Genomic DNA, 12551 nt, shown 5'->3' with positions numbered 1-12551 from the left:
TGCGGGCGATAGGTGAAGAGGCGGACCGCACCCGCGCCTCCTGGGTCGTCAGACGGCCGGGCCGCCAGGACCGTCGTCGGTGGACGAGGCGGAGGGACGCGCCGGACCGGCCGGCCCGTCGTCGGCGAGCAGCAGGTCGATGCGCAGTTCGCGTTCACGCGTGACAGCCGACAGGGCGCGGATCACCCAGAGCAGGGTTCGGATCAACAACACGCCCAGCGTGATCGCGAGGGCGGCGACCACCACGAAGAAGACGGGGTAGAGGACGCCGATGAGCGAGAAGCCGAAGCCGGGGCCGTAGGTCATGGCTCCACGCTAGGCCACGGCCGCGAAGGGGCGGCTCCGTCTCGCGACGGAGCCGCCGGTGTCACTCCTCGGCGTCGGCGGGGCTCTCGTCCGCCTGCGCGGTCTCGTCCACGCGGTCACGCAGGTGGTCCGCCATGGCGGCGGCCCCCTCGTCGCCGTGGTCGGCCTCGACCTGTTCGATCAGGCCGCTCAGCTTCTCGTCGTCGGTGGCCTCGGTGGCGCCGTCCATGACGGGCTCGGTCTGCTTCTGGTCGCTCATGGCGTGAACGCTACGCCCCCGACCACGGCACGATCACGGTGGCGGCGCCGACCGGACCGCCGACGGCCGTCGGGGGTAGGGTCCGGCGCTCGACGGCGCCGGGGTACGCGAGGGCCGGGCATCGCCTGGCAGCGCCGCGCGTGTCGCCCGGCGCGTGCCTGGGATGGACTTCTGCCCCACCAGGACCGAGGACCACATGAGCGCCACCACGCACCGCACCGCCCGCACCGCCCGCCGTGACGAGATCGTCCGTGCCGCCGCCGACCTGTTCGGCTGGGACGACCTGCACCCCGCCCAGCTCGAGGCCCTGGAGGCGGTGGTCGCCGGGCGGGACACCCTGGCGGTCATGCCCACCGGCTTCGGGAAGTCCGCGATCTACCAGGTGGCCGGCGCGGTGCTCGACGGGCCCACCGTCGTCGTGTCGCCGCTCATCGCGTTGCAGGCCGACCAGGTGGCCGGACTGGTCGGGCGTCCCGACGCCCCTCCCGCCGTCGCGATCAACTCGGGCCACACCGACGCCGAGAACGACGAGGGCTGGCGACGGCTGGCCGAGGGTGAGGTCACCTACGTGTTCCTCGCCCCCGAACAGCTCGCCCGTGACGAGACCGTCGAGCGACTGCGCGACGCCGGGGTCGCCCTCTTCGTCGTCGACGAGGCGCACTGCGTGTCGTCGTGGGGCCACGACTTCCGGCCCGACTACCTGCACCTCGGCGAGGTCGTCGAGCGCCTGGGAGGGCCGACCGTGCTGGCGCTGACCGCGACGGGGTCGGGCCCCGTGCGCGACGAGATCGTCGAGCGGTTGCGGCTCGACGACCCGCTCGTGCTGAGCCACGGCTTCGACCGGCCGAACCTGTCGCTCGAGGTCGTCCGGCACGAGGACGACGACGAGAAGGCCCGCGCGGTCGTCGACCAGGTGGCCGACCTGACGACCCCGGGCATCGTCTACGTCGCGACGCGCAAGGCGACCGAGGACTACGCCCGCGCCATCGCCGAGCGGTGCCCCGACCGCACGGTCGTCGGCTACCACGGAGGTCAACGATCGGCCGAGCGGGGCGAGCTGCACGAGCGGTTCCACGCCGGCGAGGTCGACGTGGTCGTCGCGACGAGCGCCTTCGGCATGGGCATCGACAAGCCCGACGTCCGCTTCGTCGTGCACGCCGACGTGCCCGACTCGCTCGACTCGTACTACCAGGAGATCGGCCGCGCCGGGCGCGACGGCGACCCGGCAACGGCGACCCTGCACTACCGACCGGAAGACCTGTCGTTGCGGTCGTTCTTCGCCTCGGGCCTGCCGGGGCGGGCCGACCTGCGCGGTGTCTTCACGGCCCTCTCGGCGGCGGGCCGGCCGGTCCGACGGTCGGAGGTCGCCGACCAGCTCGCGCTCGGGGCCCGGACGGTCTCGCGCCTGATCGACCTGTTGCTCGAGGCGGGGACGCTGTCGGAGTCGTCTAAGGGGTTCGAGCCGGTCGACGGCTTCGACGCGAAGGCGGCCGCCGAGGCCGCCCGGCGGGTCGCCGAGACCCGGGAGCGCGTCGAGCACTCGCGCATCGAGATGATGCGCACCTTCGCCGAGGCTCCCGGCTGCCGCCGGCACTTCCTGCTCGGCTACTTCGGCGAGGACTCGCCCGAGCGCTGCGGCAACTGCAACGGCTGCCGGGTGGCCGAGCAGGCCGAGGAGGCGCGCGAGGGCGGGCAGGGTGATCGCACCGACACCGCGCCTCCCGCGTTCGCGAACGGGACCCGCGTCGAGCACGCGACCTGGGGCGCGGGCACGGTGATGAGCACCGACGACGACCGCATGACGGTGTTCTTCGAGAGCGAGGGCTACAAGGTGCTGGCCGTCGCCGACGTGGTCGACCACGAGCTGCTGACGCCGGCCTGACGGCGGCCTGACGCCGCCTGACGGCGGCACGCTGCGGCGTCGGGCCGCCGTCAGGCGGGTTCGTCGGCGGCGGCCAGCACGGTCGCGATCGTGCGGGGGTGGGCCAGCACGCGGAAGTGCCCCCCGGCGTGCAGGCGGACGTTGACGGCGCCGGGCAGTTCGCTGCCCTCGGGGATGTGCGGGTCGAACTCGCCGTAGACCGAGGTGATGCGGCCGTTGACCGACTCGTCCCGCCCGAGCAGCACCGTCGTCGCGTCGCGCGGCGAGAAGGCGCGGAGGGCGGGCAGCACCAGCCAGGTGGCGTACCGCGAGCCCGAGAAGGGCGAGCAGACGGCGACCATCGACCGCACGCGACGCGTCTCGTCGAGTAGGGCCATGACGTACTTGCCGATCAGGCCGCCCTTGCTGTGGGCGACGATCACGACGTCGGTGAGCCCGTGCCCGACCAGGTAGGCGGCGACATCGCGGGCCGTGGCCGCGACAGGGCGGCTGTTCCAGCGGAGGTCGTCGAGCACGTGGACCGGGTGGCCCTCGGCGTGCAGCCGTTCGATCATCGGTCGGAGGAAGGCCCAGGTCTCCCAGACGCCGGGGATCACGAGCACCGGTCGCCCGTCGCCGCCGAGGTAGCGCTCGGGGTCGCGAGGGCTCGTCACGGCACGGATCTGCCAGACGGCGGCGTAGGCGTAGTCCTCGAGCCACCAGACGGCGTGACGGACGATCCGTCGGGGGTCGATCGGGGGCATGCCCCCGACCCTAGGCGTCGGGATCGGTGGTGCGCCGGGTCCGGCGTCGTCGCGGTCGGGCGCGGTGCGGGCGGCCGCCGTCGCGGTCGGCCGTCGTCGTGGTCGGGCGCGGTGGGGTCAGACGCTGTCGGGGTCGAGCACGAGGGTCGTGCCCTCGAACAGGTGCTGTTCGTCGTCGATGACCTGCAACCCCTGGTTCAGGTACAGCAGGGCCGAGACCGAGACGCCGAAGCGCTGGGCCACGACGTCGATGAGGTCGCCGGGCGCCACGGTGTAGCGCTTGGGCGCCCCGCTCGCCGTCGTCGCCTCGAGCGTCCCGGTGGCGAACGCCGTCGCGCCGGAGTCGACCGGCGCGATGTTCGTCTGTCGGGCCGGCACCGACCAGGCGACGGGCGCGACCGCGAGGACCTTGCCGGTCGCGAGCTCGACCGGGACGTCCGAGGAGGTGCTGGTCGAGTAGACGACGAGGGTCGAGAGGTACGAGGGCTGGCTGACCGCACCGAAGCTGCCCGACGCCGACGTCGGGGCGGCGGTGAGGCCGCCGATGCCGACGCCCCCGTCGCCGCCGTAGGTGATGCCGTCGCCCACCGACGGGGCGATCTCGAAGAACGCGGCGGTCACCGGGACCGGCAGGCTCGACGTGGCGTTCGTCAGCTCGGCCGAGTACGTGTCGTCGCCGACGGCCACGACCCGGTAGTGGAAGTGGACGCTGCCCTTGGGCGACGCGACGTCGGCCTCGGCGACCACCGTGCCGGCGGCGACCGGGGTGACGAACGGCGCGGGCACGGACGCGTCCTGCGGCGGCGGGGTGGCGGCCCGGGGCGAGGGCGACGACGAGGTGGTCGGCAGCGGCGAGGGCGACGGGGACACGCTGGGCGTGGGCGAGGAGGTGCGGGCGACCGTGGTCGGGCGAGGTGCCTCGGTGGGGGCTCCGGCCGCGAACGGGGTCGAACCGGTCGTGAAGAGGACGGCGCTCACGACGACCGAGACGAGGGCCGCGCCTGCGACGACGCCCCCGACGATCGCGAGGCGTCGGCGCCCGGAACGGGGTGCGGGGTCGTCGTCGCCGGCGTCGTCGCCGTCGTCACCGTCGACCGGGGCCGACCCTGCGGACGGGACGTCGTCGTCCGTTCCGGCTTCGCGGTGCGACCAGGCGACGAACCGGGGCCCGGTGTCGGTGCCGGGGCCGGTGTCGGTGCCGGGGCTCGGCTCGGAGGCCGTCGTCGAGCCCTCGGCCGACGGGGGTGGAGCGAACAGCTCGTGCCCGGGCGTCAGGCCCTCGTCGTCGTCCGCCCCTGATGTGTGCCGTGCCATGGTGCCCCCTCCGCGACGATCCTAGGGGCTGGCTCCGACGGGGTCGAGACCGATCGGTCTCGGCCCGGAGGTGAGGTCGGCCGCGGGGTCGGCGGCCGGGATCGACCTCAGTGGCCGGGGTCGACCTCGGCGGAGGGGGCGCCGGACCCGGCGGCGGGGGCGTCGGACCCGGTGGCGCCGGGTTCGTCGTGGACGTCCGTCTCGTCCATGCGCACCCGTAGGTGCTCGGCCTTCTCGTCGTCGGTCGCGCCCGCCAGGTCGCTCTCGACCTGTTGCTGCAGGCCCGCGAGCCGTTCGGCGTTCGTCGCGTCGTCGCTGCCGTCCATGATGGGGCTGGTCTGAGGGGTGGTGTCCATGTCGTGGACGCTACGCGCGCGGCCCGTCGTCGACGGCCGGGGCACACAGGGTGGGTCCGTGACCCGGAACAGCCTGTGAACGTCGGACCCGGCGCGGCCGGGCGGCCTACCGTGTGCCAGGTACCGGGGCTCACCGGTCGCCCACAACCAGGAGGCACGGCATGTCCGTAGGAGACAAGGCAAAAGATTTCGTCCAGAAGGCCGCCGGCAAGGCCGAAGAGGCCGTCGGCAAGCGCACGGACGACGAGGAGCTCGTCGAGCAGGGCCACAAGGACCAGCACATGAGTGAAGAGCGTCTCGAGACCGAGAAGGCCAAGGACGACCTCGGCAAGAACTGACCTCAGCGTCGGTTCGCGCCGACACGACGAAGGGCCCGGCATCCACGGATGCCGGGCCCTTCGACGTTCCGCCGTGGTCAGCCGTCGTCGTGCAGCCGGGCCTCACCGTCGACCGGACGACCGTCGTCCGACTCGTGCCGGAACAGGTGCCGTTGCACCGCGAGGGCGAGGGACCTCAGGGCCGTGGCGTCCGCGGTCGAGAAGCGCCGCGCCTCCTGGTCCATGACGCAGAGGGCGCCGATGCGCTGACCGTCGGGCGACTCGATGGGGTAGCCGGCGTAGAACCGGATGCCGGGCTCGCCGGCGACGACCGAGTAGTCGGCGTACCGCGAGTCGAGGCTGGCGTCCTCGATCACGAGGTGACCGGTGCGACGGATCGTGGTGTCGCAGAACGACTCCGGCCGCGGCACGGTGAGCGGCTCGGCTCCGGCCACCGACCGCATCACCTGGGTGTCGCTGCGGACCAGGGTCACGGCGGCGAGGGTCGTGCCGAAGAGGCGACGAGCCCGTTCGGTGAGGTCGTCGAGCTCGGGGTCGTCGTCGGCGCCCAGGCGTCGTTCGAGCCTCTCGAGCGCGCGCTGCCGGGCCGGCTCGTCGAGGGGCACGGTCTTCACGGCGAGGGGTCGGGCCGGGTCGAGCCTCCCGCTGATGTTCAGCGCGATGGGGGCGGCCCAGCGGGCGTAGACGGGGGCGCTCTCGGTCTCGAAGGCGTGATCTTCGGCCTCGGGCACGAACACCATCGAGGGACGGTCGGCGACGAGGTGCCGGGTCGCCGTGTTCAGCCGGACGGCGTTGCGGTCGACGACGCGACCGAGCCTCGCGGGGAAGTGCGGGTTCGACCCGAACGACGGCACGGCGAGGACGAACGTGGTCGTCGCCGCCGGCGCACGGCCGGCGACGTCGTCCAGCAGCGCGGACAGGTCGTCGCGCCACGCGTCGACGTCGATCAGTGCGAGTGCCTCGTTCGCCCCGAACGACAGGACGACGGCGTCGAAGCGGGCGAGGTCGACGCCCACGAGGGACGCCGGGCCCTGACGGGCCGTCATCCGGCCGTCCACGACGATGTCGACGTCGGTCGCCCGACCCGTCAGGGCCGTCAGGCTGCGGGCGAGGTGGCCGGGCAGCCCGAGCTCGTGGGTCCGCACGCCTCGGCCCGTGGCCGCCCCGTCGCCGACGATCAGCACCCGGTCGGGGTCGGTGCCCGGGGCGTGCAGGTGGGGCGAGTCGGTCGCCACGACGTGGCGTTCCCACGAGTGCGGACTCGTGCTGAGCCACGCCCGGATGAGCGGACGGGCGACGACGTGGGTGGCGGGGTGGAGCAAGCGGGCCTCGCCTCGACGGGGGGACGTGCCGACACGGGGACGGCCTGGAGAACCCTCGTCACGCGCTCGACGATGCGGCCTGGTCCGACCGAGCGTAGGCACGCGTCGAGCTCGGCGGCCACTGCTCGGTGGGGGCTTGACAGGGCGACTTCCGAAGAATCGTGCAGTCTGTGCAAAATCGGGTGGGCCGTGATTCGGTGGAGGCATGAACCGCTCGATCCGACCACTGGCCACCGCGGCCGCGCTCACCGCATCCCTCGTCCTCGTGCTCTCGAGTTGCTCGTCGCCGGGCGACGCCGCGGCGACGACCACCCCGACCGTGACCGTCACGGCGTCGCCGTCGGGCGGTGCCTCGGGCGGTGCCTCGGGCGGCGCCTCGGCGCCCGCGAGCACGCCCTCGCCGACGGCGACCGCGGGCCCGGACGGCGCGTCCGGCGGCGGGGGCGACCTCGGCGACGGGTCCACGGGCGAGGCGTCGTCACGCTGCACGGTGGGCGAGCTCACCGCCGAGATCGCCGACGGGGGAGGAGGCGCGGCCGGCAGCTACGGCGTCGCCATCATCCTGACGAACAGCGGGCAGCGCTCGTGCACCCTGCAGGGCTGGCCGGGCGTCTCGTTCGTCGGCGACGGCGACGGGACGCAGATCGGGGCCTCGGCCGCCCTCGACCGGTCGACCCCGCACGAGAGCCACACCCTCGCCCCCGGCGACGAGGTGCAGACGATCGTGCAGATCGCCCAGGCCGCGAACTACCCGGCCGACGAGTGCTCGCCCCAGGCGACCGACGGGTTCCGCGTCTACCCGCCCGGGTCGCTCGAGTCGATCTTCGTGGGGGCCTCAGGCTCCAGCTTCGACGCCTGCTCGAACCCCGCCGTGCAGCAGATGACGGTCAGCGCGCTCGCCACGTTCTGACCGGCGGGCCGGGCCGGGTCGATCCGGGTTCGACGCACGTTCGCGTTCACCGCCGGTCCGGCTCCGCCGCCGGTCCGGCTCCGCCGCCGGTCCGGCTCCGCCGCCGATCCGGCTTCGCCGCCGGCGTCGGCGTCGGCGTCGTTTCTGTCGGCAATTCCGGGCTGGTGCTGCGGCGGGGGCTCGAGACCGGCGCGGGACGGGGCTGGCCGCGGCAGGAGCCAGGAATTGCCGGACCTTGGCGGGACGCGAGGCGCGAGGCGCGTGATGCGCGGACCTCCGGGTCGAGGCCGGGTACGCGGACGATCCGGCGAAGCGCGGCGACCGGTGCCGGGGTCGATATTGTCAGCGGCGTCGACCCGGGCATCGCCCCCGCCCCCGTCCCCGGTGTCGGTGTCGGTGTCGGCGTCGCCGTCTCTGCCGGCAATTCCGGGCTGGTGCTCTGGCGGGGTGTCGAGATCGGCAAGGGATGGGGCTGGCCGCGGCAGGAGCCAGGAATTGCCGGCAGGGGCAGGGGCAGGGGCCGGGGCAGGCGCGTGGGCCGGGGCTCGTGATCCGGGCTGCCGTGTGGGGCCCCGTCGCGCCCGCGTCGACCCCGTGACTACGGTGGCCGCATGACCCACCCACCGCACGCCCCGTACCGAACGGGCTCCGTCGAGACGACGGACGGCGCGTCGCTCTTCGTCGAGGAGTCCGGCAGTCCCGACGGAGTCCCCGCGCTCTGGTTGCACGGCGGGCCCGGCGGTTCGCTCGGTCGAGGCGGCTACCGACGCTCGTTCGACCCGCGGGCCTACCGGCTGGTCGGCCTCGACCAGCGCGGTTGCGGTCGCAGCACGCCGAACGTCCTCGACGACCTGGCCCGCCTCGACCAGCACACCATGCAGCGGCTCGTCGCCGACCTCGACGAGGTCCGCATGCGACTCGGCATCGACAGCTGGGTCGTCGGCGGGGTGTCGTGGGGCACGACGCTCGCGCTCGCCTACGCCGAGGAGCACCCAGACCGCGTCCGCGCGCTCGCCCTCATGGCGGTCACGACCACCAGCCGCGACGAAGTCGACTGGATCACCGGCGGGGTCGGGCGGCTCTTCCCCGAGGAGTGGGCCGTCTTCGACCACGAGAGCAGGAGGCGCGACGACGAGAGACCGGTCGACGCGTACGCGAGACGGCTGGCTTCCGACGACGCGGCCGATCGTGCGGCCGCCGCGGCGAGCTGGGACCGGTGGGAGGGCGTGCACGTGAGCCTCGACGACCCGGACTCTCGGGGGCGAGGTCTTCTCGGCCCCGAGCGGCGACAGGCGTTCGCCACGCTCGTCACCCACTACTGGAGCAACGACGGCTTCTTGGCGGGTGATCGGTCGATCATGGCCCGGCTGCCTCGGATCGCCCACGTCTCCGCCGCGCTCGTGCACGGCCGCCGTGACGTGAGCGGCCCGATGGCCACGCCCTGGCGGCTGCACCGCGCCTGGCCCGCGAGCACCCTGACCGTCGTCGAGGACGAGGGGCACGGCGGCCCGCGTCAGGTCGAGGCGCTCAGCGCCGCGCTCGACGGGTTCGCCCGACGGTGAAGGCCGAGCCGGATCTGCGACGCGCGGACCTCGTCCGGCCCGAGGGTGTGCGGTGGCTGCCGGCGCACCACTCGGGTGACGGCGTCCTCGTGCTGGCGGGGTCGTCCGGGCGGGTCGACGACGAACGGGCTCGGGCTTTCGCAGGCCTCGGTTGTCTGGCCGAGTCGATCCGCTGGTTCGGCGGTGAGGGGCAGAGCGCCGGGCCGTGGGACGTCCCGCTCGAGACGTTCGTGGACCGTCTGGACGCCCTGGCGAGCGGGTGCGACCGGGTCTGGATCGTCGGGACGTCCTTCGGGGCCGAGGCGGCGCTGGCCACGGCGGCCCGGGCCCCCGGGGTGGCGGGTGTCGTGGCGTTCGCGCCGTCGGACGTCGTCTGGGCCGGCTACGACCCGACCGGTGCCGAACGGTCGCACTGGACGTGGGCCGGGGAGCCCCTGCCGTTCGTGCCGATCGACCCGGACGGCTGGGCGAGCGAGGCGCCTCCTCGGTTCTCGCCCCTCTACGAACGGTCGCGGCGGACGTTCGCCGACCGGGTGGGACCGGCGACGATCGAGGTCGAGCGCATCGCACGCGTGGTCGTTGTCGCCGGCGGCGACGACCAGGTCTGGCCGAGCACGGTGCACGCCGAGAACGTCAGGCGTCGGCGGGCCGAGCACGGAGCCGAGACCGTCGTGGTCGAGGCGGCGGGCGCCGGGCACCGGGCGGTGCTGCCCGGCGAGCCGGTTGTCCAGGGCGGCACGACCATGCGGCGTGGTGGCACCGAGGCGGCGGATCGCGAGCTCGGTGCTCGGGCCTGGACGGCGATCACCACGCTGCTCGCGGCCGCACGCTGACCCGCGCCCTGGGACGATCCGCGGTCGCGCTCGCTGCACGGGGAAGTCGCCCAGGCGCTGATGCGGTACGTACCGGATCAGGCAGGGTCGAGGTCGTTCAGCCGGGCGACGAAGGCCTCGAACCTGGCCGGGTCGGTCCGGCTGCTGAGGGACTCGCCGAACCACGTCGTCCAGATCGCGTCGACCTCGGCGGCGGTGATCGCGCCGGACCTCACGAGCTGACTGACCATGGGGACCGCCTCGAGTTCGTACTCGTCCCAGGGGGCGCCGTCCTCGGTGCCGGGCTCGAGGCCGTAGGGGTCGAGGGTGTTCAGCTCGGTTAGCACCTCGTCGACGAGGTCCCGCCAGGCCCGGCTGCGGCGGGGGACGCCGGCGTTCGCGTCTCGGGGACGGGGGGCTGCGGGGAGGGCGCTCACCGCGCCTCCTGACGGCCGGTCTCGTCGAGCGCGCGCAGCAGCGCCTCACCGTCGCGCACGTCGACGAAGGTCATCGGCAGGGGCGCCATGACCCCGTCGAGACCCGTGTTGGTCAGACCACGCTGGCGGGCGCCGAACGGGGTGTTGCCGGTGGTCGAGTCGGTCCAGTCGACGCTCACGTGGGTGCGGTCGCGCGACCACGAGACCTGCTGGTTCTGCTGCGTCGCGGGTGCCTGGTGGACGGTCGAGCCGACGACCAGGAACGACCGCTGGTCGGTGACGGCGTAACCCGTCCTGGTCTTCCGCGAACGCTTCAGCAGGAACCGGCCGACGACGAAGAAGAGGCCGATCACGACGAAGACGCCGCCGAACAGGACGAAGAACACGGAGGCGCCCTCGCGCAGCACCGAGACCTCCCAGAAGATCGCGAACCCGCACCAGAGCAGGCTGAACGGCACGAAGAAGAGGTCGTTCCGGCCGAACGTCACGGTCTCGTCGGGCCCACCCGACCAGAGGAGGCGCTCGCCGGGGCGGAGCTCGGGCTGCACGAGGGCGCGTCGGTCGTCGGGCTGGCGGGCGTCGGGAGCGCTCATGGTCGAGAAACTACCGTGGCGCGTCCGTCGGCGTCACCACGGTCGTAGTGTCGGGGCTCGACCCCGTCAGCCCCTCGAGAGGCAGCACCCATGGAACTCGTCTTCGTCCACGGCGCACTGGTGAGGGACGGTGACTGGTGGTGGCATCGCGCGGCCGCGCTCCTGCTCGACCGGACGGGCGTCCGCAGCCGAGCCGTCGCCCTGCCGTCGTGCGGCGAGGGGCCGGACGCCGCGCCGTCGGCCGGTCTCGTCGAGGACGCCCGGGCGCTGCGTCGCGTGCTCGACGACGTCGACGAGGCCGTGGTCGTCGGTCACTCGTACGGAGGGACGGTCGTCGCCGAGGCGGGCGCCCACCCCGCCGTGCGACACCTCGCGTTCGTGTCGTCGTACCTGCCCGAACTCGGCGACTCGCAGGGAGCGGTGATGAGCGGCGAGACCGACCCGGTCGCCGTGGCCGACGCCGGCGACGGGACCCTGGGCGTCAGCGGCTACGACGAGTCGTCGTTCGGCAGGAGGTTCCTCCACGACGCCGACGACGCCACCCGCGCCGAGGCGTGGCGCCGCGTGACCCGTCAGGGCGTAGGGGCCTTCGTCACCCCGACGAGCGCCGTCGGCTGGCAGGGCGTCGACTCCACCTACCTCGTGTGCACCGACGACCGCAGCACGTCGGTCGGCTTGCAGCGCCACCACGCGGCGAAGGCCACCCGGTCGGTCGACCTGCCGACCGGGCACCACCCGTTCCTCTCGCGGCCCGACCTCGTCGTCGACCAGGTCGAAGCGCTGCTCGCCTGAGTCGCAGGGGCGGGGCGGTCCGGCCTCGGGCCGTCGGGCCGTCGGGCCGTCGGTCGGCCGGGCCAGCGGTCGGTCGGGCCTTCGGACCGTCGGTCAGTCGGGCCGTCGGTCGGTCAGGCCGTCGGTCGGTCGAAGCGAGCACCGCGGGGCTTCGGTCCGAGCAACGACAGGATGAAGATGACGAACGAGCCGAGGTAAGGGAAGAGGCTGATGAGTAGCAGCCACCCGCTGAGGTCGACGTCGTGCAGTCGACGGACTCCGAGGGAGAGGAACGGCACGAACGTACCGAAGAACAAGATCGCGAGCACGATGCCGAACGGGATGAAGCCCGGCCCCGGGTTCAGGGTGCCGTCGACGTCCGTGGTGCTGCCGGGGTAGCCGGCGACGAAGCCGACGATGCTGAGGGCGAAGAACAGGACGCCGTTCGCCAGGACCACCCACCAGTACTCGCTGCGGCTCGCCCTGCCCGAGAAGTCGGCGTACTTCTTGAAGAACCGCTTGACCGCGTCGACCGGTCCCGCGCCGTACAGCGGGGCCCAGAGGGGGACGGGCCCGCCCGAGCCGTAGGGCGGAGGCGTCGGCTGACCGTAGGTCGGCTGCTGGCCGTACGGCGGAGGCGTCGGCTGGCCGTACGTCGGCTGCTGGCCGTAGGGCGCAGGACCCGCTTGCCCGTCCGGCTGCCCGTACGGCGGCACCGCCCCGCCCTGCTGGTCCGCCCCGTCGTTCCGATCGGTCATGAGATCCCCCTCGTCCGTGCCGCCCACCGCGACACCGTCACCCTATCGACGTGCTGCGGCCCCGCCCCCTTCGGCGACGATCGAGTGGTCCCGGATCGTGCTTCGTCGGTCATCGAAGGACGATTCGGGACCACTCGACGCCGGACGGGTGGCGGATGCTGCGACGCGGCGTCGGGTGCGGCCGGCCG

General features: G+C 73.6%; 15 protein-coding genes. 6 read left to right on the top strand and 9 right to left on the bottom strand.

Translation table 11 applies throughout. The features are described from left to right. Positions 1–48: 48 nt before the first annotated feature. Entirely contained in the window at positions 49–306 is a 258-nt protein-coding gene (locus ITJ55_RS06260; protein WP_194594529.1) for a hypothetical protein, read from the bottom strand. A 61-nt stretch (positions 307–367) separates the two neighbouring features. Beyond that, the gene (locus ITJ55_RS06255; RefSeq protein ID WP_056259102.1) at positions 368–565 is read right to left on the bottom strand and encodes a hypothetical protein; all 198 of its coding nucleotides are present in this window, start codon (positions 563–565) and stop codon (positions 368–370) included. A 196-nt stretch (positions 566–761) separates the two neighbouring features. On the opposite strand from ITJ55_RS06255, the gene ITJ55_RS06250 reads away from it, so the two are divergent. After that, positions 762–2447 (top strand): RecQ family ATP-dependent DNA helicase, encoded by a 1686-nt coding sequence (locus ITJ55_RS06250; RefSeq protein ID WP_194594528.1) that lies wholly within the window; start codon positions 762–764, stop codon positions 2445–2447. Positions 2448–2497: 50 nt separating this feature from the next. On the opposite strand, the gene ITJ55_RS06245 is transcribed toward ITJ55_RS06250, so the two are convergent. From ITJ55_RS06245 to ITJ55_RS06235, 3 genes are all read right to left on the bottom strand, one after another. Continuing rightward, on the bottom strand, positions 2498–3190 hold the full coding sequence (locus ITJ55_RS06245) for a triacylglycerol lipase (protein WP_194594527.1): 693 nt from the start codon (positions 3188–3190) through the stop codon (positions 2498–2500). A 117-nt stretch (positions 3191–3307) separates the two neighbouring features. Then, positions 3308–4504 carry a LysM domain-containing protein gene (locus ITJ55_RS06240; RefSeq protein ID WP_194594526.1) on the bottom strand — a complete coding sequence of 399 codons (1197 nt, stop codon included), beginning with the start codon at positions 4502–4504 and terminating at the stop codon, positions 3308–3310. A gap of 107 nt (positions 4505–4611) precedes the next feature. Next, the gene (locus ITJ55_RS06235; protein ID WP_194594525.1) at positions 4612–4860 is read right to left on the bottom strand and encodes a hypothetical protein; all 249 of its coding nucleotides are present in this window, start codon (positions 4858–4860) and stop codon (positions 4612–4614) included. 161 nt (positions 4861–5021) lie between these two features. Between ITJ55_RS06235 and ITJ55_RS06230 the strand changes: the two genes are divergently transcribed. Next, complete coding sequence (locus ITJ55_RS06230; protein WP_194594524.1) at positions 5022–5198, top strand: CsbD family protein; 177 nt, start codon at positions 5022–5024, stop codon at positions 5196–5198. Positions 5199–5275: 77 nt separating this feature from the next. Here the strand turns inward: ITJ55_RS06230 and ITJ55_RS06225 are convergent, their stop codons facing one another. Beyond that, on the bottom strand, positions 5276–6520 hold the full coding sequence (locus tag ITJ55_RS06225) for a GAF domain-containing protein (RefSeq protein ID WP_194594523.1): 1245 nt from the start codon (positions 6518–6520) through the stop codon (positions 5276–5278). 205 nt (positions 6521–6725) lie between these two features. On the opposite strand from ITJ55_RS06225, the gene ITJ55_RS06220 reads away from it, so the two are divergent. From ITJ55_RS06220 to ITJ55_RS06210, 3 genes are all read left to right on the top strand, one after another. Beyond that, positions 6726–7430, top strand: coding sequence for a DUF4232 domain-containing protein (locus tag ITJ55_RS06220; RefSeq protein WP_194594522.1), 705 nt, complete (start codon positions 6726–6728; stop codon positions 7428–7430). A 611-nt stretch (positions 7431–8041) separates the two neighbouring features. Further along, positions 8042–8992, top strand: a complete 951-nt coding sequence (locus ITJ55_RS06215) for an alpha/beta fold hydrolase (RefSeq protein ID WP_194594521.1) — start codon at positions 8042–8044, stop codon at positions 8990–8992. Continuing rightward, positions 8989–9825: an alpha/beta fold hydrolase gene (locus ITJ55_RS06210; protein WP_370544044.1), complete on the top strand. Its 837-nt coding sequence runs from the start codon at positions 8989–8991 to the stop codon at positions 9823–9825. Before ITJ55_RS06215 ends, ITJ55_RS06210 begins: the two co-directional genes overlap by 4 nt. 77 nt (positions 9826–9902) lie before the next feature. Here the strand turns inward: ITJ55_RS06210 and ITJ55_RS06205 are convergent, their stop codons facing one another. Both ITJ55_RS06205 and ITJ55_RS06200 read right to left on the bottom strand, forming a co-directional pair. Then, a complete protein-coding gene (locus ITJ55_RS06205; protein ID WP_194594520.1) occupies positions 9903–10241 on the bottom strand; it encodes a hypothetical protein in 339 nt (112 codons plus the stop codon). Beyond that, complete coding sequence (locus ITJ55_RS06200) at positions 10238–10834, bottom strand: hypothetical protein (RefSeq protein ID WP_194594519.1); 597 nt, start codon at positions 10832–10834, stop codon at positions 10238–10240. The genes ITJ55_RS06205 and ITJ55_RS06200 overlap by 4 nt, the downstream gene beginning before the upstream one ends. A gap of 90 nt (positions 10835–10924) precedes the next feature. On the opposite strand from ITJ55_RS06200, the gene ITJ55_RS06195 reads away from it, so the two are divergent. Further along, complete coding sequence (locus ITJ55_RS06195) at positions 10925–11626, top strand: alpha/beta hydrolase (protein WP_194594518.1); 702 nt, start codon at positions 10925–10927, stop codon at positions 11624–11626. Between the two features lie 113 nt (positions 11627–11739). Here ITJ55_RS06195 and ITJ55_RS06190 read toward each other — a convergent pair whose 3' ends face one another. Beyond that, positions 11740–12363: a DUF805 domain-containing protein gene (locus ITJ55_RS06190; RefSeq protein ID WP_194594517.1), complete on the bottom strand. Its 624-nt coding sequence runs from the start codon at positions 12361–12363 to the stop codon at positions 11740–11742. Positions 12364–12551 lie beyond the last annotated feature (188 nt).

The sequence above is a fragment of the Frigoribacterium sp. VKM Ac-1396 genome (assembly GCF_015350895.1).
Lineage (GTDB): Bacteria > Actinomycetota > Actinomycetes > Actinomycetales > Microbacteriaceae > Frigoribacterium.
Note: the sequence above shows the minus strand (reverse complement) of the source record. Positions and strands in the feature narration are given on the sequence as shown.